The sequence below is a fragment of the Paraburkholderia sp. BGA-UO-ETr-F21 genome, from assembly GCF_059567925.1.
Window position 1 is genome coordinate 24,917 of the sequence record NZ_JCAQOY010000016.1, and the last position, 21,107, is coordinate 46,023.

A 21,107-nucleotide genomic window follows, 5' to 3' on the forward strand; every position below is an offset into this window, starting at 1 on the left:
AAACTCCCTTCGTTGACCCAAAAACAGCAATTTCTTTGGTACACAGCCAGCATAGGTTTAAAATCGCCGCTGTCCGTGTTTGAACGATCCGAGCATGCCCCGTCTAGCCGTTCCCCTCACCGAAGCCCAGATCCGCGCGCTCGAACCGCGCGCCACCCGTTATTGCGTCGCGGACGGCAACGGTCTCGTCATCGAAGTCATGACGACCGGCACCAAGGTCTGGCGCTTCCGCTATTCGCTAAACGGCAAGCGCCAGCCGCTCGCAACGATCGGCGATTACCGGATGATCTCCCTGCGCGTCGCGCGAGCGAAAGCTCAAAAGTATGCGGAGATGGTTGCTCAAGGCATTTCGCCGGTCGCCACAGCGCGGCGCGATCGCGGCGCGGAAAGCAAGGCGGACGTCCTGCGCGAGGCCGCCGAGCTTTATCTCGCGACAGAAATGGCGGGCAAGTCGGAGGAATATCGCCGCACCACGCGGCGCGCGCTCGACAAGGACGTCCTGCCCGCCATCGGCCACATGCCGATCAAAGCGGTCACCGCCGCCGATATCGTCGCGATATGCGACAGAATCAAAAGCCGCGGTTCGCCGAAAATGGCGCTGCATACGCGCAATGTGATCAAACGTCTCTATGAGTATCTGATTGCGCGGCAACTCGCAGTCAGCAACCCGGCCGAGGTCGTTCCGGCGCGCTCCATCGCCACCTTCGACACTCGCAACCGCGTGCTCTCGGGCGACGAAATCGGCGCCATGTTTCGCTCGATCGACGCGTCGAGCATCCGCCGGCCCCTGAAGCTGGCGCTGCATCTGCTGGTGCTGACCATGGCGCGCAAATCGGACCTGGTCGAATCGACGTGGCCCGAATTCAATCTGGACAAAGCGTTATGGACGATCCCCGCCGCGCGCCTGAAAAAAGACCGCGATCAGCGTGTGCCTCTTTCGCATCAGGCGGTTTCCATGCTGCGCGAGCTGCAGCACGCCAAAGCCAGCCGAAACTTCGTATTCCCGAGCGTCAGGGGCGACGACCGGCCCATCGCCAAAAGTACGTTGAACCAGGCCGTTAAGGCACTGGGTCTCGACGTGGAGCATTTCGTCCTGCATGACTTCCGGCGCACTGCAACGGCGCACGTACGCGAGATGACGGAGCACGCGGACGCGCTCGGCCAGAATGCGGGCGAAGTGCCCGAGCCCAGGAAGCCAGGCGCGAATGCGGAAAACGCAGCGGATCAGCGCCGAATCATGCAGCGTTGGGCAGACTTCGTCGACGAGCAGATCAAGGGCGTCCGCGACGCCATGACCGCCTCGCCATGAAAGGCCCTGCAACAATCCTGGTGCCGTTCTGCCGGCTGTCACAACAAGCCGTCATTTGGTACACAGCACCACTCACGTCAGCCGTAACTCATTGCCGTAATTGAGAAATTCAATTTCACGCCAGGTTTCGAAAGGGAGAAATCCCACACCAACAAGCGTGCGCCACGATTGAATCACGCGGTCCTTTTTTCCCGCGTTTGATCGCCTACACTGAAGGTTGCACGCAACCCGATACGGAGGCTCCCATGTCTGAATCACTGATAGCTTATTTGCTGGGGCCTACCGTGATGCTGCTGGTCGGCGTGGCGATCTGGGCCGCGTCGCGCTACCACCAGAAGACAAAGCCGCAAAAACTCGAGCGCTGGCTCGACACGCACTACGCGGAGTGGCTGCATCACAAGCACTAATCAGCGCAATGAAATGAAAGGCCGTCGCATCGAGCGACGGCCTTTTTTACTGTGACGCGCACAGCATGCGCGCGCTGCGCAATCACCAACCCGGTTGCGGTTGCGGATATCCATACTGCGCGGGCGGCGGCGGTGCACCGCACGCCACATAGGCGCGCTGGTACTGGTCATAGCAGTATCCCGGCGGCGCCTGGGCGTACACGGGCGCGGGCTGATACGCCGGCTGCTGGTAAGCCACCACGGGCGCCGGATTCAGCGCGGAGGTCACTACGGCCCCCAGCACGGCGCCACCAATCAACGCACCCACCACGTCGCCACCATTGCCGTGCGCCGATGCTTGCCCGGCTACGCTCAGACTTCCCACCATCAACAACGCCACTGCGATCTTTTTCATGTTTGACTCCTCGCCGTTCAGGCATGGAACCGATTGTGGCTGGCGCACGCGGAAATAGATGCTGCAAGTGGTAACGGCACATTACTCATGTAACGCACTAACCGGCGCTCGTCGCGAACCTGCCTCCAGTTCCTTTGTTCGCCTGGCATTCGCCCGATCAATGTAAAATTCGCCACATAAGCCGTCGGGTAAATCTGACGACCCGTAAAGCTTTCCGACCCGTCGATTCAGGACAGACCAAGTCGACAACACCGGTCGAGACAAAGCCAAAAGTAAGGGGCGTTCGCGTGAAACAATGGACCATCCGGCAACGGATTCTGTGCAGCTTCGGGATCGTGCTGATCGTGATGCTGGCAATGGCAATCGTCACCTTCCAGCAGCTCGGCGGCATCGACCGCGATGCGAAGAGCCAGCAGCAGGACTCGATGCCCGGCCTTTACTACGCGACCGCAATGCGCGCGGCGTGGTTCGAGAACTACAGCGTCACGCAGCGCCTCATCTATGTCGACGCGGACCCGGACACCGTCAAGCGCGACACAGCCCGTTTGCAGGAGACCCAGCAAACGCTCCAGAAGCTCATCAGCGATTACGGCGCGACGATCTTCCGCGACGTCGATCGCGACCTCTTCAACGACTTCCGTCAGCAACAGGCGCAGTACCTGCCGATCCAGGCGTCGGTGCTGGACGCGTTGCCGTCTTCGAAAGACAACGCCGCACGCATTTTCAATACGCAACTCACGCCGCTCTGGGAAACCGGCCGGCTCTCCGTGCGCAAGCTCGTCGAGAACAACAAAGGCTACGCGGACCAGGCCGCAGACAGCATCCGCAGTTCGGTCGAGACGACGCGCATCGTGCTGCTCGTCATGCTGCTCACCGCCGCCGTCGTCGCCGCGCTGGCGGGCTACTGGCTGCTGCGTGCAGTCACCATGCCGATGGCCAAGGTGCTGCAAGTCGTCGACGTCATGCGCACGGGCGACCTGACCCAACGCCTGCAACTGAATCGCGCGGACGAAATCGGCGCGCTCGAAGCCGGCTTTAACCGCATGACCGACGAACTCACCGCGCTGGTCGGCCAGGCGCAGAAGTCGGCGGTGCAGGTCACCACGTCGGTCACTGAAATCGCCGCGACCTCGCGCGAACAACAAGCCACCGCGAACGAAACCGCCGCCACCACGACCGAAATCGGCGCCACGTCGCGTGAAATCTTCGCGACCTCGCGCGATCTGCTGCGCACCATGAACGAAGTGTCGGAAGTGGCCGGCCAGTCGGCGGTGCTCGCGGGCACCGGCCACGCCGGCCTCGCGCGCATGGAAGAAACCATGCGTCTCGTGATGGAAGCGGCGGGCTCCGTCAACGCGAAGCTCGCCATCCTCAACGAGAAGGCCAGCAACATCAACCAGGTCGTCGCCACCATTACCAAGGTCGCGGACCAGACCAACTTGCTCTCGCTGAACGCGGCGATCGAAGCGGAAAAGGCCGGCGAATACGGTCGCGGTTTCGCGGTCGTCGCTACGGAGATCCGCCGCCTCGCCGATCAGACCGCCGTGGCGACCTACGACATCGAACAGATGGTCAAGGAGATCCAGTCGGCGGTCGCCGCCGGCGTGATGGGCATGGACAAGTTCTCCGAAGAGGTACGGCGCGGCATGCTCGACGTGCAGCACGTCGGCGGCCATCTCACGGAAATCATCCAGCAGGTGCAACAACTCGCGCCGCGTTTCTCGATGGTGAACGAAGGCATGCAAACGCAAGCCACCGGGGCCGAGCAGATCACCCAGGCACTGACGCAACTCTCGGAGGCCGCGCAACAGACCGCGGAATCACTGCGCCAGTCGACCCAGGCGATCGACGATCTGACGCACGTCGCCAATAGTCTGCGCACGGGTGTGTCGCGCTTCAAGGTGACGGCCTGACGCGCTACGGCGCGCAGCTCGAAACCGGCCCCGCACGCCTATCCATCGCCCACGCACATGCCGATGCTCTTCGTCCTCTTCACGCTCGATAGCGAACGGTACGTGATCGACGCAACGCAGGTGGAGCGTCTGATGCCGCTCACGCCGCAGTCGCCGCCGAAGACGATCCCCGGCGCGCCCTCATGGGTGGCAGGCGTACTCGATCACGAAGGCTCACCGCTGCCGCTGATCGATCTGCCGGCGCTCGCGCTCGGCCGCCCCGCAGCACAACTCATGTCCACACGCGTGGTGCTGGTGCGCTATCCGCATGCGGGCACGACGCGTCTGCTCGCGCTGCTGCTGGAAGGCGCGACGCGCACCATTCGCCTCGACGTGACGGCATTTCAGCATGCCGGCCTCGACATGCCGCACGCGCGCTATCTCGGCCCGGTCGCCAGCGTTGCGGGCGGCCTCGTGCAGTGGATCCGCACCGAGCATCTGCTGCCCGACCACGTCAAGGCGCTCCTGTTTCCCGAGGCGCACGCATGAACGCGCATCACGACAACGCGCCGCTCTATCGACGCTTCGCCGAACTGCTGCATCGGACCATGGGGCTCGACGCGGCGTCGCTCGGTCATAGCGCGATCGAGCGTGCTGTTGATCAGCGCGCCGCCGCGTGGTACGCGGAGGGGCACGCCGAAGCCACGCTCACCGACTATTGGGAAGCCGCGCAAACTTCGCCGGCCATGCTGCAGTCGCTGATCGAAACGGTCGTCGTGCCGGAGACCTGGTTCTACCGCGACGCCGACGCGTTCAAGGCGCTTGCGCGGCTCGCACATGAGCGCGTTGCCGAACGCGGCGGCGCACTGCCACTGCGTATCCTGAGCTTGCCTTGCTCGACCGGCGAGGAGCCGTACACGATCGCGATGACGCTGCTCGATGCGGGCATCGACGCCACGCAGTTGCGTATCGACGCAATGGATATCAGCGACCGTTCGCTCGCCGTCGCGCAGCGCGCCGTGTACGGGCGCAATTCGTTTCGCGGCAATGCGTTTGCGTTCCGCGACGCGCACTTCACGCGTACCGAGGACGGCTGGCGTCTTGCGCCGCGCATCGTGGAAGCGGTGCGCTTCTCGCGCGCCAATCTGATGCAGCTCGACGCGTCGGCGCTTGGCGTCTACGACTTCGTGTTCTGCCGCAATGTCCTGATTTACTTCGACCGCGACGCGCAGCAGAAAGCGTTGCAGGCGCTCAATAGCGTGCTGGCCGACAACGGCACGCTGTTCGTCGGCCCTGCGGAAACCGGGCTGCTGATGCGCTACGGTATGCAGTCCGCCAGGATTCCGTTGGCCTTCGCATTTCATCGCGGCGCGCCCGACGAAGCGCAGTCGAACGGCTGGCGCGCCGCGCCGCGCCCCACCGCCGCCGCGCTCGCGATGACGCCTTCACAAATGCCCGCTATTGCTCGACCGCAAGTATTGTCCGCGCAGCCTTTCGCGTGGCCCGGTCAGGTCGCGCGCACGCCGTTCCATGGCGCCACGCAGTTCGCGCCGCGCGACAGCATCGCGTCACCCATGCGCAAGATGTCGGTAGCCGCGTCGTCGGTACCCAACCCGCTGTCCGCGCCAAGCCCCGCAACGACCCACGCGGCAAACGACACGTTGCAGGCTGCGCGTGCACTCGCCGACGCCGGCCGCCTCGCGCAAGCCGCTTCGACAATCAACGCCTATCTGGAGCACCACGTTCCGCACGCCGACGCGTTTTATCTGCTCGGCGTTCTCGCCGATGCCAACGGCGACGCGAACCTCGCACGCGGACACTATCGCAAGGCGCTGTATCTCGATCCGCAGCACGCGGAAGCGCTCGCGCATCTCGCGACGTCGCTCGAACTCGAGGGCGACCACGACGGCGCGCGCCTGTTGATGCAGCGCGCGGCGCGCGCACAGGGAGCGCAACGTGGCTGACGCGCAGACGGTGAGCTTCGACGACTGCTGGAATCGCATCGGCGTGCGCGGCGATTCGTCGTGCGAGCGTCTCGTCGAGCATGTGCGCTGCCTGAATTGCCCGGTGTTCGAAGCCGCTGCAGCCAAACTGCTGGAACGGCCGATTCCCGAGGTGGATCTCTCGCTGCATGACGCTCGCGCGCCTGCGCAAGCGCAGCACGATGTGCAAGGCGCAAGCGAATCGTTCCTCGTGTTTCGCATCGGCGACGAATGGCTGGCGCTGCCCACGCCGATCTTCAAACGCATCGTGCAGACGCGGCCGATTCACACGTTGCCGCATCGGCAGCATCGCGCGGTGCTCGGCGTGGTGAATGTGCGAGGCGAGTTGCTGGTGTGCCTGTCGCTCGCGCACCTGCTCGGTTTCGAAACCGACACCGCCGCGCGCGACGACCGTGCTCGCCACGATCTGCCGCGTTTGCTGGTGGTTTCGCGCGCGGAAGAACACGCGGTGTTCCCCGTCGACCAGGTCGACGGCGTGCACCGCATCGCGGCGGCCAGTTTTTGCCCGCCGCCCGCCACGCTCTCGCAAGCGGCCGCCGCGCATACGCGCGCCGTCGCACCGTGGCGCGGCATGAGCGTTGGCCTGCTAGACGCCGACGCGCTCTTCGACACTTTGAACCGGAGTCTCGGATGACCGACGAGCCGCGCCGCCCGTCGCTAATCGATCTGTTCCGCGAAGAAGCGCGGACGCAGGCACGCGTACTGAACGACGGACTGCTCGCGCTCGATCGCGCGCCGCGCGATGCCGCCGCGCTCGAGGCCTGCATGCGCGCCGCGCATTCGTTGAAGGGTGCGGCGCGCATTGTCGGCGTGCAGGTCGGCGTCGAACTCGCGCACGCCATGGAGGATTGCTTCGTTACTGCGCAGGAAGGGCGCGCGTTGCTCGACCCGGCCTGGATCGACGAGTTGCTGCGCGGCGTGGATATCGTCGCGCGTATCGGCAATGACGAGGACGAATCGGCGCGCGATGCGGTGGGTGCGTGCGTGGCCTCGTTGCAGGCGCGTATGGTTGACGTGTTGCCGCACGGGGCCGTAATACGGCGCGATGTGACTCCGCCAGCCGCAGTGGTATCCGAACCCGCCCCGAGCGCAGCCGCGGCATCGCCCACGCCTGCTGTCAGCTCAAGCGCGGACCCACGCCCGGACCCCGACGCCGCGTTCAACCTGATAGCCGACGCGTTGCGCGCCGAGGCCACGCAGCAGAATGCGCCAGACGCCGCATCCGCAAAACCGTCCGCATCGAACAGCGCGAACAGCGCGAGCAACATCACGGCCGAATCCGGCCGCATGCTGCGCGTGCGCGCCGACAACCTCGACCGCCTGCTGTCGTTGTCCGGCGAATCGCTAGTCGAATCGCGCTGGCTGAAACCCTTCGCGCAATCCATGCTGCGCGTCAAACGCGTCCAACGCGACAGCACCCGCGCGCTGGATCAACTGCACGAAACGCTCGCCGATCTGAAGCTCGATCCGCGCGCCCAAGCCGCGCTCGAAGAAGTGCGCCGCCTCACCGCCGAATCGCAGCATCTGCTGGCCGAGCGTCTCGCCGATCTGGAGAGCTTCGACCGTCGCTCGACGCATCTGTCGCAACAGCTCTACGACGCCGCTTTGCAATGCCGCATGCGTCCATTCGGCGACGGCACGAGCGGCCTCGCGCGGATGGTGCGCGACGTCGCGCGTTCGCTCGGCAAGAAGGTGCGCTGGCAGTTGGTCGGCGAATCCACCCAGGTGGACCGCGACATTCTCGATCTGCTCGAAGCGCCGCTCGGCCATATGCTGCGCAACGCGCTCGACCACGGCATCGAAGCGCCCGCCGTGCGTCTCGCACGCGGCAAGCCGGAGGAAGGCACGCTCACGCTCGACGCGCGTCACACGGCCGGCGCGCTGCTCATCACCGTTTCCGACGACGGCGCGGGCATCGATCTCGACGCGCTGCGCGCGTCGATCGTGCGCAAGAAGCTCGCGAGCGAGGAAACGGCCACGCGTCTGTCCGAAGCCGAGTTGCTCGAATTCCTGTTCCTGCCGGGGTTCTCGCTGCGCGATCAGGTGACCGACGTCTCGGGCCGCGGCGTCGGACTCGACGCGGTGCACGACGTCGTCAAACGTGTGCGCGGCACCGTGCGGATCACGCATGAGGCCGGTCTCGGCACGCGCGTGCAATTGCAGTTGCCGTTGACGCTTTCGGTGATCCGCAGTCTGCTGATCGAAGTCGCGGGCGAGCCGTACGCGGTGCCGCTCGCGCATGTGAACCGCACGCTGCACGTGAGCCGCGCCGAGATCGAATTGCTCGAAGGGCATCAGCACATCGCTTTTTCCGGCCGGCGTATCGGCGTCGTCACCGCGCATCAGATCCTCGACACCGCGCCGCCCGCGGATGAAAGCGACGCCGTCAGCATGATCGTGATCGGCGACGGCCCGCAAACCTACGGCGTGGTGGTCGACCGCTTTCTTGGCGAGCGGATGCTGGTGGTGCAGCCGCTCGATCCGCGCCTCGGCAAGATTCGCAACATCACCGCCGGCGCGTTGATGGAGAACGGCGATCCGGTCCTGATCGCCGATGTCGACGACTGGCTGCGCTCCGTCGAACGGCTCGTGGCGGGCGGTGATCTCCGGCATACGCAGCACGGCGTCGCGCACGCGGCTCAGCGTACCAGCCGTCGCGTGCTGGTGGTCGACGATTCGCTGACCGTGCGCGAGCTCGAACGCAAGCTGCTCGCCATGCGCGGTTACGACGTGACGATCGCCGTGGACGGCATGGACGGCTGGAACGCGGTACGCGGCGAGCGCTTCGACCTCGTGATCACCGACATCGACATGCCGCGTATGGACGGCATCGAACTGGTCACGCTGATCAAGCGCGATCCGCAGTTGCAGTCACTGCCGGTGATGATCGTCTCGTACAAGGATCGCGAAGAGGACCGCCGCGCCGGGCTGGATGCGGGCGCGGACTACTATCTGGCGAAAGGCAGTTTTCATGACGAAGCACTGCTCGATGCGGTGCGTGATCTGATCGGCGAAGCTTACGGTTAAACCTACGGGCAAAACGGATGAAAATCGGAATGGTCAACGACATGCCGCTCGCCGTCGAGGCGCTGCGTCGCGCACTCGCGGCACGCCACGACTACGAGGTGCTGTGGATCGCGCAGGACGGCCAGCAGGCGGTCGATTTCTGCACGGCGCAGCGGCCCGACATCGTGCTGATGGATCTGGTGATGCCGAACGTCGACGGCATCGAGGCCACGCGCCGCATCATGGCGCGCGCACCCTGCGCGATCCTGATCGTCACCGTCGACGTGGGCGCGAACGCGTGGCGCGTCTATGAAGCGATGGGCGCGGGCGCGCTCGACGCCGTCGATACGCCGTCGCTGAGCGGTCCCGATGCGCACAAGAGCATCGCCACGCTGATCGCGAAAATCGACCGTATCGCGGCGCTCGTCAAGGAACGCAACGCACCCGGCGCAGCCGCCGCGACAACGCCCGCCTGCGCGACGAACCGCGACACGCCGCTGGTGGCGATCGGCGCATCGGCGGGCGGACCCGCTGCGCTGGCCACGCTGCTCGCCGGCCTGCCCAAGGATTTTGCGGCGGCCGTCGTGATCGTGCAGCACGTCGACGCGGCCTTCGCCGCCGGCATGGCGGACTGGCTGAATCAGCAATCGGCGCTGCCGGTGCGAATCGCCATTGAAGGCGACCGGCCGCAAGCGGGCGTCGTACTGCTCGCCGCCACCGACGATCATCTGCATCTGAAACTGCCCAACGTGCTCGGCTACACGCGCGTCCCGGAAGAGACGCCGTATCGCCCTTCCGTCGACGTGTTTTTTCACAGCGTGGTGGCCCGCTGGCCGGCGCGCGCCATCGGCGTGCTGCTGACCGGCATGGGCCGCGACGGCGCGATCGGACTCAAGGCGATGCGCACCAAGGGCTATCACACGATCGCGCAGGACGAGGCGACCAGCGCCGTGTACGGCATGCCGAAAGCGGCCGCGGCGCTCGACGCCGCCGCCGCGATCCTGCCGTTGCCGCGCATCGCCGCCGCGCTCGCGACGGCGGTCATCTCGCGCTAGCCGCGTACCCGCCGCCTATGACCCGCTTTGATTCACTGACATCTTTTCTGGCTGAACGACATGGACACTCCTGAACCGCATCAGAACGCCGCCGCGCGGGATCTCGCGCAAGGCGACGCGAACGCGCAGACGCTGGACGCGGTGGACGCGGCCAATCTCGCCGTCGACGATGCGCTCGCGCGCATTCTCGGCAATCCGCCCGCGGCCGAGTGTCCGATCATGGTGTTGCTGGTCGACGACCAGGCGATCATCGCCGAGGCGGTGCGTCAAGCGCTGGCGGACGAAGCGAGCGTGGACTTCCACTACTGCGCCTCGCCCGACGACGCGCTGCGCTGCGCCGCCGAAACGCGCGCGACGGTGATCCTTCAGGACCTGGTGATGCCGGGCACGGACGGACTCACGCTCGTGCGCCAATACCGGCAGAATCCGGCGACCCGCGACATTCCGATCATCGTGTTGTCGACCAAGGAAGAGCCGCTCGTCAAGAGCGCCGCCTTTGCGGCAGGGGCCAACGACTATCTGGTGAAACTGCCGGATCGCATCGAGCTGATTGCGCGCATCCGCTATCACTCGCGCTCGTATCTGAATCTGCTGCAACGCGACGAGGCCTACCAGGCGCTGCGTCAATCGCAGCAACAATTGCTCGCGACCAATCTGGAATTGCAGCGCCTCACGCATTCGGATGGCCTGACGGGTCTGTCGAATCGGCGCTACCTCGATCAATATCTGGCGGCCGAATGGCGTCGCGGCACACGCGACAAGACCGGCCTCGGCTTCCTGATGATCGATGTGGATAACTTCAAGGCGTACAACGACACCTATGGCCACGTCGCCGGCGACGAAGTGCTCAAACGCGTCGCGCAAACCGTCGAATCATGCCTCGGACGCTCGCCCGATCTCGCGGCGCGCTTCGGTGGTGAAGAGTTCGCCGTGGTGGTGCCGGGCACGTCGGCCGGTGGTTTGCGTCTGCTTGCGGAAAAAATCCGCATCGCAATCGAAGATCTGGCGATTCCGCATTCGGGCTCCGCAGCCGGTGTGGTGACGATCAGCATCGGCGCAGCGACGCTCGTACCGTCGCTCGCCGAGCCGGTGACGAAGCTGATCGAAGCCGCCGACATCGGCCTCTATCGCGCGAAACGGGACGGCAAGAACCAGGTCGCGGTGAGCGACTGATCGTCCGCGAGGCGCGTTCCTAGCATTGCCAGGACGCCGCGCCGGCCGCTGCGTCGCCGAGATACTTGCGACGCGCTTCGGCAAGCCGGCTCGCGTCGATCGTGCCCTCGTCCGCCAGGGCTTTCAGTGCGGCGATCACGATCGACTTGCGGTCCACTTCGAAGAACTCGCGCAACGCCTGGCGCGTGTCGCTGCGGCCGAAGCCGTCGGTACCGAGCGTCACGTAGCGGCGCGGCACATACGCGCGGATCAGCTCCGGCACGGCGCGAATGTAGTCGGTCGCGGCAACGATCGGGCCTTGCGACGCTTCAAGCGCTTGCGTGACATACGGCGCGCCGGTCGCCTCACCAAGACGCGCGAGCCGTTCCGCCGCCATGCCGTCGCGCTGCAACTCGGTGAAACTCGTCACGCTCCACACGGCGGCGTCGATCTGCCAATCGTCCTTCAACATCTGCTGAGCCGCGATCACTTCACCGAGAATCGCACCCGCGCCGAGCAATTGCACCGTGGCTTGCGTGCCCTCCTGCGCTGGCGTGGCGAGCGGATAAATACCCTTGAGAATCCCTTCGCGCAGCGCCTGCAAATTGCCGCCCGGCACTGAAGGCTGCGCGTAGTTCTCGTTCATCACCGTGACGTAATAAAACACGTCACGTTGCACGTCGACCATCTCATGCATGCCCTCGTCGACGATCGCGGCAACCTCGTAGGCGAACGCGGGGTCGTACGCGCGGCAATTCGGAATCGTCGATGCCGCCAGATGGCTCGTGCCGTCCTGATGCTGCAAGCCTTCGCCGCCGAGCGTCGTCTTGCCCGACGTCGCGCCGATCAGGAAACCGCGCGCACGCTGGTCCGCCGCCGCCCAGATCAGGTCGCCGATCCGCTGGAAACCGAACATCGAGTAGTAGATGTAGAACGGCAGCATCGGTACATCGTGCACGCTGTACGAGGTCGCCGCCGCGATCCATGACGACACCGCGCCCGCTTCCGAAATGCCCTCTTCGAGAATCTGGCCTTTCGTGTCCTCGCGGTAGTACAGCATCGAGCCGAGATCTTCCGGCTCGTACAACTGCCCGAGCGGCGAATAGATGCCGACCTGGCGGAACATGTTCGCCATGCCGAAGGTGCGTGCCTCGTCGGCGACGATCGGCACCACGCGCGGGCCGACTTCCGCGTCCTTGAGCAGCGCGGTCAACATGCGAACCAGCGCCATGGTGGTGGACATGTCGCGGCCATTGGAGTCCAGCGCGAATTGCCCCCAGGAGGACACCGGCGGGACGATCAGCCCCTTCGATGCGACTCGCCGCCTTCTGGGCAGATAGCCTCCCAAGGCAGCCCGGCGCGCATGCAGGTATTGCATTTCCGGACTGTCTTCCGCTGGTTTGTAAAACTTCACCTGTTCGACGTCCTCGTCCGAGAGCGGCAGGCGAAAGCGATCGCGAAACGCCTTGAGGTCGTCGAAGTCGAGTTTCTTTTGCTGATGCGTGGTCATGCGGCCCTGGCCCGAGGTGCCCATGCCGAAGCCCTTCATCGTCTTCGCGAGGATGACCGTCGGCTGGCCCTGGTGCGCCAGCGCCTTCGCGTAGGCCGCGTGCAGTTTGCGCACGTCGTGGCCGCCGCGGCGCAGGCGGTCGATGTCGTCGTCGCTCAGTTGCGCGGCGAGCGCGGCAAGCTCCGGGTTCTGACCGAAGAAGCGTTCGCGGTTGTACGCGCCGTCGTTCGCGGAGAAGGTCTGGAACTGGCCGTCGACGGTATGCGCAAAGGCGCGCAGCAATGCGCCGGTGCGGTCGCGCGAGAACAGCGCATCCCAATCCGAGCCCCAGATCACCTTGATCACATTCCAGCCGGCGCCGATGAATTGCGCTTCCAGTTCGTCGATGATGCGGCCGTTGCTGCGCACCGGACCGTCGAGGCGCTGCAGATTGCAGTTGATCACGAACACGAGGTTGTCGAGCCCCTCGCGCGCGGCCAGCGACAGCGCGGCGGTCGACTCCGGCTCGTCCATCTCGCCGTCGCCGAAAAAGCCCCACACCTTGCGGCCCTCCGTTTGCACGAGGCCGCGATTGGCGAGATACCGCATGAAACGCGCTTGATAAATCGCATTGATCGGCCCGATGCCCATGGAGCCGGTGGGGAACTGCCAGAAATCCGGCATCAGCCACGGGTGCGGATACGAGCACAAGCCCGGGCCGCCGATCTCGCGCCGGTAGTGCTGCAGGTTCTCCTCGGAGAGGAAACCTTCGAGAAAAGCCCGCGCGTAGACACCCGGCGACGAATGCGGCTGGAAGTAGATCAGGTCGCCCGTGCCCGCCTCGCCGCCCGGCGCGGCGGCGCGGAAGAAATGGTTGAATCCGACCTCGAACAGATCCGCCGCCGACGCATAACTCGCAATATGCCCGCCGAGTTCGCCGTAAGCCTTGTTCGCGCGCACCACCATCGCGAGCGCATTCCAGCGCAGCGCGGCGGCGAGCCGCTCTTCGAGTTCGAGATTGCCGGGATAGCGCGGTTGTTGCTCGAACGGGATGGTGTTCTGATACGGCGTCACGTTCGTGCGCGCCGATTCCACACCGAGCGTCAGCGCATGGCTCGCGAGCTTGTCGAACAGAAACTGCGCGCGCTCGCGGCCGACATGCGCTACCACGCCGTCGAGCGCCGCCAGCCATTCGGCGGTTTCCTGCGGATCAGGATCGGCCTGCTCCTTGGTGTCTGCATGCTCTGTGTTCAAAAACCGCACTTGCTTGCTACCGCTGGACAAATCCGTCATGGCACCACTCCCGCATCGCCGCGTTCAGATCAAGATCGAATGAGTCAATGGTAACCACGTGCCCACAAAATGAGCGTCTCATTTGCTTGTGTTGGCGCGCTGCGATAGGCTATTTGTTCCGGAATTTCCTCACGACACGGAATATTTCATCTATGGCCACGCCACCCAGACGGCTCGACCGCATCGACATCGGTATCCTGAGTCAGTTGCAGCAAAACGCGCGCATTACCAATTCGGATCTGGCGCGTTCGGTGAACCTGTCGGCCACGCCGTGCTTCAACCGCGTGCGGGCGCTCGAGAAGCTGGGTCTGTTCAAGCAGCAGGTCACGCTGCTGAACCCGGAGCCGCTCGGGCTGCGCATCAACGTGTTCATTCAGGTGAGTCTGGAAAAGCAGGTGGAAGACGCGTTGCAGCGCTTCGAACAGGCGATTTCGGAGCGGCCCGAAGTGATGGAGTGCTATCTGATGACGGGCGACGCCGACTATCTGCTGCGCGTGGTCATGCCGGATATGCAGACGCTAGAGCGTTTTATCGTCGATCATCTGACGAAGATTCCGGGCATCTCCAATATCCGCTCGAGCTTTGCGCTCAAGCAGGTGCGCTACAAGACGGCGCTGCCGCTGCCGTCGTCGGGATTGACGCTGGTCGATCCCGACGACGTGTCGACTGACTGGCGTTAAGGGCGCGCCACGGGCGTGCTTTTGTCTGCTCTTCTACTGATTTGCCGCTAGTGCGCTTATCGGCGCTTTATGCCGTTGCCGCAACGCGCTTATAACGAGCGGCCGGCAGTTTGTGCGACAGGTTCGGCTGCAAGTGCTGGCGCGCGTTGTTGAAGCGCTCCCAGTCGGCGGCATCGGGCAATGACGGGATCGTCACCAGTTCGCCTTGGTCGAGGCCGGCGAGCGCGGCGTCCACCATGTCCTCGGCGGTCATCACGATCTGCGACGGCAGATGCTCGACCGGCAGACCCGCACGGTCCCAGAATGCCGTGCTGGTCGCACCCGGCAGCACCGCTTGCAACTGCACGCCCTTGTCGCCCACTTCGTGGTGCAGCGACTGCGTCAGGTTGAGCACATAAGCCTTGGTGCCGCTATACGTGCCGTTCAACGTTTCCGGCGAGAGCGCGACGATCGACGAAATATTGATCACGATGCCGTTACCCCGCGCCACGAAGCCAGGCACGACGGCCGCCGTCAGACGCGTGAGCGCCGTCACGTTCAGATCGATCATCGTTTCGAGCGCATCCACGTCCGAGTCGATCAGCGAGGCGGTTGCGCCGACACCCGCGTTGTTGACCAGCATCGTGATCCCTGCGTCCGCGCGCAGCCGTTCTTCAATGCGGCGCACGTCGGCTTTGACGGTGAGGTCCGCCGTGATCGTGTCGATACGGCGGCCGGTCTCGGTCGTCAGACGCTCGGCCAGAGCGTTCAGCCGCGCTGCGTCGCGCGCCACGAGAATCAGGTCGTAGCCGCGCCGCGCGAGGCGGTCCGCATACACCGCGCCGATACCCGACGAAGCGCCCGTCACCAATGCCGTGCCTTTGCCTGTTTGCGTTGCCATGTGTATCTCTCCTTGCGGGCGCGGCGCGTGGCGCCTCTGCCCTGTCCGATGAATGGAAAAAACCTGGAAACCTCCGCCGCTGCGCTGTTTCGCGTTGCATTGCGGTGTTGACGAGGCAAGTGTAGGCGCGTACTCTTTTGTCTCAAATGTCGTATTTACCTCGTTTTAGGACATCGCAATGAGACACGTCGGCGTGGTGGTTTTTCCCGGCTTTCAGATCCTCGATATGGTGGCGGTCGCGGTGTTCGAACTGGCGAACCTGGAGGCCGGCCAGCCTGAGTACGACGTGGAAATCATTTCCGAGCATGGCGGCATGGTGCGCAGCTCGGCCGGCGTCGAGATCGCCACCCAGCCGTTCGGCGATCCGGCTTACGACACCGTGGTGGTCACCGGCGCGATGCAGATCGCGCCGTCGTCGCCGGGATTGCTGGCGTTCCTGAACGACGCGCTGGTCGCCTCACGGCGTACCGCCAGCATTTGCACCGGCGCGTTCGTGCTGGCCGAGGCCGGGATTCTCGACGGCCGCCACGCCACGACCCACTGGATTCACGCCCGCAATCTGCAACAGCGCTTTCCACAAGCGCGCGTGGATGAGGACCGCATCTTTATCGTCGACGGCTCGGTGTGGACGTCGGCCGGCATGACCGCATGCATCGATTTATGTTTGGCGCTCGTTGAAAACGATCTCGGCGTCGAGGTCTCCCGCGCCATCGCCAAGAAGCTCGTGGTTTATCACCGCCGCACCGGCGGCCAGTCACAGTTCTCGGCCATGCTGGACCTGGAGCCGAAATCCGACCGCATCCAGAACGCGCTCTCGTACGCCAAAAGCCATCTGCGCGAGCCATTGACGGTCGAGCAACTCGCCGACGTCGCGCACCTGAGCCCCCGTCAGTTCAGCCGCGCGTTTCGCGACGAAACCCGCCAATCGCCAGCCAAAGCTATCGAGTCATTGCGCGTCGAAGCCGCGCGCGCCATGCTGGAAGCGGGCCGCCATTCCATGGAGGCGGTGGCCGCGGAAACCGGCTTTGTCGATACCGAACGGATGCGGCGTGCGTTTCTACGGGCGTACGGCCAGCCGCCGCAGGCCATCAAGCGTGCGGCGCGCGTGATGTAACACAGGTGATGGACAATATCGCCAACCGCAGCAACACCGATATGACCTTCCACCATGAGAGGAACGCGATGACCTACGACAACAGCAATCCCTTCGCGAGGATTCTGCGCGGCGAACTACCCTGCATCAAAGTGGCCGAGACCGATGCCGCCCTCGCCTTCATGGACCTGATGCCGCAAGCCGACGGCCATCTTCTGGTGGTGCCCAAGGAAGCCGTGGCGGAGATTTTCGAGTTGTCGGATGCTTCGACGGTGGCATGCATACGCATGACGCAGAAACTCGCGATCGCGGTGCGCGCGGCCTTGCGGCCGGATGGTGTGTTCATTGGGCAATTCAACGGCGCCGCCGCGGGACAAACGGTGGCGCATGTGCATTTTCACGTGATTCCGCGCTGGGAAGGCCAGCCGCTGCGCATGCACGCGCGCGACGTCGCCGATGCGGAAACGCTCGAAGCGCTTGCTAAACGCATTCGCGCGCATTGGCGTGCAGACTAACGGTGAGTGAGTGACGCGCGCGCTCCCGCGCGCCGAAACGGCTGCGAAAATTCGCGGTATTCAATCTCAGACGGGTCAACTGGCGAGCCAACGCGGCGCGTTAAAGCCGATGCCGCGAACGGCGCAGCGGATGCCGCCAGTCGATGCGACGCGGTTTCAGGTGCGCGGGTCGCATCTCGTGCAGATGCCGGTGTTCCTGCCACAATTCGTCGGAGAAAAGAAACGCGACGATGAGCAGCGGAATGACCAGAAAGACGCCCAATATCAAGTGCTCGATCACGGTGGCCTCCGATCGCGGGAGCATGATTTCATTGTAGAGCACCGCGCGTACCCATACCGTGCCGCGCCGCTCACAATCACGCGAGCGCGCCCATTCGCGAGCCTGCGGCAATGCGACGCCCTCACCTCACCAAACCCTCATGCCGCCTCGCGCATTGCAAAAAAGTGGCGCAGGGGCGCACGAGGTTGCAAGAACTCCCCGCATCAAGACCTGACTAACTGAAAATGAAAAGCGCTCGATCCGATATGGCACGCGCGCACTCAGACCAACAAGTTCTCAAGGGGAATCCAATGACTACCGAACGTAGCAGCGAACTCACGTTGCGCCCGCTCGAACGTACCGATCTTCGCTTCGTCCATGAAGTGAACAACAACGCGAAAATCATGCGTTACTGGTTCGAGGAGCCGTACGAAACCTTCTCGGAACTGACGCAGCTTTACGATCAGCACGTGCACGACCTGCGCGAGCGCCGCTTCGTGGCGATCGACAACGAAGGGCAAACGGTCGGCGTCGTCGAGTTGATCGAGCTCGACTATATCCACCGGCGTGGCGAGTTTCAGATCATCATCGCGCCCCATGCGCAAGGCCGCGGCTATGCGACTCTGGCAACCCAACTCGCTACCGACTATGCGTTTTCAGTGCTGAACTTGCGCAAGGTTTATCTGATCGTCGACAAGTCGAATACGTCGGCCATCCACGTTTACGAGAAGTGCGGGTTCAGGCACGAGGCCGAGTTGATCGAGGAATTTTTCGGCAACGGCAGCTATCACAACGCCCTGCGCATGTGCATGTTTCAGGACGAGTTCTTCAAGATGAACCAGCAGGTCCGATGAAGTGCGACCGGGCAAAGCGCTGCCATCGCAGCGAACTCTGCCGACACAGCTTGTCGTACCTGGCACTCTTTATTTTCTGCAAATACACCGTTATTTCGTGATTTTAATTTGGTCAGTTGAATGACTTTGTGTGCAATGCACCAACCCGCGAAATTTAATGTAGTAAATCGCTTAATTGAGGCTGCTCGTTTACGCGAATACGCGGCGCAAAGCGTTACTAGTTAAAGCGGCGCACCCTGCCCGTCTCCTAGTTACCCACGGCAATCACACCCACTTAAACCGTTGCCCAGCAATTAAGCAGCCGCAAAGCATGGTGCGACAATTCGCCGCTGTTGCGACCGCACACAAGATGTGCTTGTCGTTCTCTCGCATTCTCCTAAAGTGCAAGGTGCGGGTTCAACGTTAAAGTTAAATACATAGCTAACCTGACTATCCACCCGCACCGGAGGAAAATATGAAAATGCGAATCGCCCTTGTTTTCGCCATTGCGGGATTGGCTGCCGCCACTGTTCAGGCACAAGACGTCATGATCAAGCCGCAGCAAACCATCCAGTTCAAGGCCAACGCATATGGCTGCCTGTCGAAGGATAAACTCGACGCCGCCGACCAGCATGCGCAAGCCGGTGAACAGCAAAAAATGCTGGAATTTTTCTCTGGATACCAGTGTGTCTCCACACCGGAAAATTCGAGTTTCCGCGTCGTGCGCGTGGTTGGTCACGACGTCGAATTCGTGAATTCCGGCAATAGCGACACGCAAGGACTTTGGGCAAACGATCGATTCATCAAGCAATAAGCTAAGCGCCGTCATTCGGGCGGAATGCCGGAATGTGATTTTGCGTGCGTCGATTCTCTGACTTTTAAAAAGCCGGAGACGGTGAACCTGTGAGTTAAAAATCGGCTGGGCATCAAATGCCTGGCCGTTTTTATTTGTGCGCGTTCAATTCGCTTGGGAACCGGACAGAAAAAAGCCGATGCGGATTATGTCGATCCGCATCGGCAGTACGCCTTCTCGCAAAGCGCAGGGAACAACCGTTGGCTCGTCGCGCGAGGAGCCGTGTCGATATCAGTGCGAGTCGCGCGGCACCGGCGCACCGCTCGATCCCACCAGGAAATCCAGATCCGCGCCCTGGTCGGCTTGCAGCACGTGTTCGACGTAGAGTTTGTAGTAGCCGCGTTTGGGCGCTTCCGGCGCCTGCCATGCTGCGCGCCGGCGCGCGAGTTCCTCGTCGGTGACGTCCAGATGCAGGCGGCGTGCTTCGACGTCCAGCTCGATCATGTCGCCGGTTTGCACGAACGCGAGCGGGCCGCCCGCGGCCGCTTCCGGCGATACGTGCAGCACCACCGCGCCGTAAGCCGTGCCGCTCATGCGGCCATCCGAAATGCGCACCATGTCCGTAATGCCTTTTTGCAGCACCTTTTTCGGCAGCGGCATGTTGCCGACTTCCGCAAAGCCCGGATAACCCTTCGGCCCCGCGCCCTTGAGCACCATGATGCAATGCTCGTCGATGTCGAGCGAATCGTCGTCGATCTTCGCGTGCAACTCCTCGATGTTCTCGAACACGACCGCGCGGCCACGATGCTTGAGCAACGCCGCGGTCGCCGCCGACGGTTTGATCACCGCGCCGTTCGGCGCCAGATTGCCCTTGAGCACCGCAATGCCGGCCTTCGGCTTGAACGGCTCGGCGAAGGTCGTGATGACCTTCTCGTCGTGATTCGGCGCGTTGCGCACGTTGTCCCAGAGCGTCTTGCCGTTCACCGTCAGCGCTTCTTTATGCAGGAGCCCCTGCTCGCCGAGTTGCTTCAACACGGCCGGCAAGCCGCCCGCGTAGTAAAAGTCCTCCATCAGATACTCGCCGGACGGTTGCAGATTCACGAGACACGGCACGTTCGAACCGAGCTCCCAATCCTCCAGCGACAACTCCACGCCAATGCGCTTCGCGAGCGCGATCAGGTGGACGACCGCATTGGTCGACCCGCCGATCGCGGCGTTCGTGCGGATCGCGTTTTCAAAGGCCTGGCGCGTGAGGATCTTGTCCATCGTCAGATCCTCGCGAACCATGTCGACGATGCGCCGGCCCGCGAGATGCGCGAGCACCTGACGGCGCGCATCGACGGCGGGAATCGCCGCGTTGTGCGGCAGTCCCATGCCCAGCGACTCGACCATCGAGGCCATGGTCGACGCCGTGCCCATCGTCATGCAGTGGCCGCGCGAGCGGTTCATGCACGACTCGGCCTCGGTGAATTCTTCCTGCGTCATCGTACCGGCGCGTACTTCCTCGGACATCTGCCATACGCCCGTGCCGGAGCCGATGTTCTTGCCGCGAAAGCGGCCGTTCAACATTGGTCCGCCGGAGACCGCCAGTGCGGGCAGATTGCACGAAGCCGCGCCCATCAACAGAGCCGGCGTGGTCTTGTCGCAGCCGACCAGCAGGATCACGCCGTCCATCGGATTGCCGCGAATCGACTCCTCGACATCCATGGAAGCGAGGTTGCGAAACAGCATTGCGGTGGGCCGCAAGTTGGTCTCACCGAGCGACATCACCGGAAACTCGAGCGGCAGGCCGCCGGCTTCATGCACGCCCTTTTTTACGTACTCCGCCAGCTCGCGGAAATGCGCATTGCAAGGCGTCAGTTCGGACCACGTATTACAGATGCCGATGACCGGACGTCCGTCGAATTCGTCGTGCGGAATGCCCTGGTTTTTCATCCACGAGCGATGCAGAAAGCCGTCGCGGTCCTTGAGGCCGAACCACGCCTGGCTGCGCAGCGGCTTTTTAGTCTGGTTCGAATCAGCCATGAAATCTCCTGTTGGCAAACATGTAGAGC

At 63.5% G+C, this 21,107-nt stretch carries 19 protein-coding genes; 14 read left to right on the forward strand and 5 right to left on the reverse strand.

Annotated features, from left to right (window positions below; translation table 11 throughout):
* Nucleotides 1-94: 94 nt before the first annotated feature.
* Nucleotides 95-1,309: a tyrosine-type recombinase/integrase gene (locus AC57B1_RS11110; protein ID WP_496417523.1), complete on the forward strand. Its 1,215-nt coding sequence runs from the start codon at nt 95-97 to the stop codon at nt 1,307-1,309.
* Between the two features lie 245 nt (nt 1,310-1,554).
* Nucleotides 1,555-1,716 carry a hypothetical protein gene (locus AC57B1_RS11115; protein WP_177205047.1) on the forward strand — a complete coding sequence of 54 codons (162 nt, stop codon included), beginning with the start codon at nt 1,555-1,557 and terminating at the stop codon, nt 1,714-1,716.
* An 82-nt stretch (nt 1,717-1,798) separates the two neighbouring features.
* Here the strand turns inward: AC57B1_RS11115 and AC57B1_RS11120 are convergent, their stop codons facing one another.
* Nucleotides 1,799-2,110, reverse strand: a complete 312-nt coding sequence (locus AC57B1_RS11120) for an ecotin precursor (protein ID WP_496417524.1) — start codon at nt 2,108-2,110, stop codon at nt 1,799-1,801.
* A gap of 287 nt (nt 2,111-2,397) precedes the next feature.
* Here AC57B1_RS11120 and AC57B1_RS11125 point away from each other — a divergent pair, with 287 nt between their 5' ends.
* The 7 genes from AC57B1_RS11125 (at nt 2,398) to AC57B1_RS11155 (ending at nt 11,239) form a co-directional block, all read left to right on the forward strand.
* Nucleotides 2,398-4,023, forward strand: a complete 1,626-nt coding sequence (locus AC57B1_RS11125) for a methyl-accepting chemotaxis protein (RefSeq protein ID WP_496417525.1) — start codon at nt 2,398-2,400, stop codon at nt 4,021-4,023.
* A 63-nt stretch (nt 4,024-4,086) separates the two neighbouring features.
* Entirely contained in the window at nt 4,087-4,551 is a 465-nt protein-coding gene (locus tag AC57B1_RS11130) for a chemotaxis protein CheW (protein ID WP_496417526.1), read from the forward strand.
* The gene (locus AC57B1_RS11135) at nt 4,548-5,966 is read left to right on the forward strand and encodes a CheR family methyltransferase (RefSeq protein WP_496417527.1); all 1,419 of its coding nucleotides are present in this window, start codon (nt 4,548-4,550) and stop codon (nt 5,964-5,966) included. Before AC57B1_RS11130 ends, AC57B1_RS11135 begins: the two co-directional genes overlap by 4 nt.
* A complete protein-coding gene (locus AC57B1_RS11140; RefSeq protein ID WP_091797650.1) occupies nt 5,959-6,639 on the forward strand; it encodes a chemotaxis protein CheW in 681 nt (226 codons plus the stop codon). The genes AC57B1_RS11135 and AC57B1_RS11140 overlap by 8 nt, the downstream gene beginning before the upstream one ends.
* Nucleotides 6,636-9,032: a hybrid sensor histidine kinase/response regulator gene (locus AC57B1_RS11145; protein WP_496417528.1), complete on the forward strand. Its 2,397-nt coding sequence runs from the start codon at nt 6,636-6,638 to the stop codon at nt 9,030-9,032. Before AC57B1_RS11140 ends, AC57B1_RS11145 begins: the two co-directional genes overlap by 4 nt.
* Nucleotides 9,033-9,049: 17 nt before the next feature.
* Nucleotides 9,050-10,066, forward strand: coding sequence for a chemotaxis response regulator protein-glutamate methylesterase (locus AC57B1_RS11150; RefSeq protein WP_496417529.1), 1,017 nt, complete (start codon nt 9,050-9,052; stop codon nt 10,064-10,066).
* A gap of 60 nt (nt 10,067-10,126) precedes the next feature.
* Entirely contained in the window at nt 10,127-11,239 is a 1,113-nt protein-coding gene (locus tag AC57B1_RS11155; RefSeq protein WP_496417530.1) for a diguanylate cyclase, read from the forward strand.
* 19 nt (nt 11,240-11,258) lie between these two features.
* Here the strand turns inward: AC57B1_RS11155 and mdeB are convergent, their stop codons facing one another.
* Nucleotides 11,259-14,000, reverse strand: a complete 2,742-nt coding sequence (gene mdeB / locus AC57B1_RS11160; RefSeq protein WP_496417531.1) for an alpha-ketoglutarate dehydrogenase — start codon at nt 13,998-14,000, stop codon at nt 11,259-11,261.
* A gap of 152 nt (nt 14,001-14,152) precedes the next feature.
* Here mdeB and AC57B1_RS11165 point away from each other — a divergent pair, with 152 nt between their 5' ends.
* Nucleotides 14,153-14,680, forward strand: coding sequence for an Lrp/AsnC family transcriptional regulator (locus AC57B1_RS11165; RefSeq protein WP_091797665.1), 528 nt, complete (start codon nt 14,153-14,155; stop codon nt 14,678-14,680).
* Between the two features lie 67 nt (nt 14,681-14,747).
* Here AC57B1_RS11165 and AC57B1_RS11170 read toward each other — a convergent pair whose 3' ends face one another.
* Complete coding sequence (locus AC57B1_RS11170) at nt 14,748-15,560, reverse strand: SDR family NAD(P)-dependent oxidoreductase (protein ID WP_496417532.1); 813 nt, start codon at nt 15,558-15,560, stop codon at nt 14,748-14,750.
* A 178-nt stretch (nt 15,561-15,738) separates the two neighbouring features.
* Between AC57B1_RS11170 and AC57B1_RS11175 the strand changes: the two genes are divergently transcribed.
* Together AC57B1_RS11175 and AC57B1_RS11180 are read left to right on the forward strand one after the other, a co-directional pair.
* Nucleotides 15,739-16,674, forward strand: a complete 936-nt coding sequence (locus AC57B1_RS11175) for a GlxA family transcriptional regulator (RefSeq protein ID WP_496417533.1) — start codon at nt 15,739-15,741, stop codon at nt 16,672-16,674.
* A gap of 68 nt (nt 16,675-16,742) precedes the next feature.
* A complete protein-coding gene (locus AC57B1_RS11180) occupies nt 16,743-17,168 on the forward strand; it encodes an HIT family protein (RefSeq protein WP_408187317.1) in 426 nt (141 codons plus the stop codon).
* A gap of 100 nt (nt 17,169-17,268) precedes the next feature.
* Here the strand turns inward: AC57B1_RS11180 and AC57B1_RS11185 are convergent, their stop codons facing one another.
* Nucleotides 17,269-17,448, reverse strand: coding sequence for a hypothetical protein (locus AC57B1_RS11185; protein WP_091800919.1), 180 nt, complete (start codon nt 17,446-17,448; stop codon nt 17,269-17,271).
* 290 nt (nt 17,449-17,738) lie between these two features.
* Here AC57B1_RS11185 and speG point away from each other — a divergent pair, with 290 nt between their 5' ends.
* Both speG and sap1 read left to right on the forward strand, forming a co-directional pair.
* Nucleotides 17,739-18,281 (forward strand): spermidine N1-acetyltransferase, encoded by a 543-nt coding sequence (gene speG / locus AC57B1_RS11190; RefSeq protein WP_091800922.1) that lies wholly within the window; start codon nt 17,739-17,741, stop codon nt 18,279-18,281.
* Between the two features lie 454 nt (nt 18,282-18,735).
* The gene (gene sap1, locus AC57B1_RS11195) at nt 18,736-19,074 is read left to right on the forward strand and encodes a surface attachment protein Sap1 (RefSeq protein WP_496417534.1); all 339 of its coding nucleotides are present in this window, start codon (nt 18,736-18,738) and stop codon (nt 19,072-19,074) included.
* Between the two features lie 270 nt (nt 19,075-19,344).
* Here sap1 and AC57B1_RS11200 read toward each other — a convergent pair whose 3' ends face one another.
* Entirely contained in the window at nt 19,345-21,078 is a 1,734-nt protein-coding gene (locus AC57B1_RS11200) for an IlvD/Edd family dehydratase (RefSeq protein ID WP_496417535.1), read from the reverse strand.
* Nucleotides 21,079-21,107 lie beyond the last annotated feature (29 nt).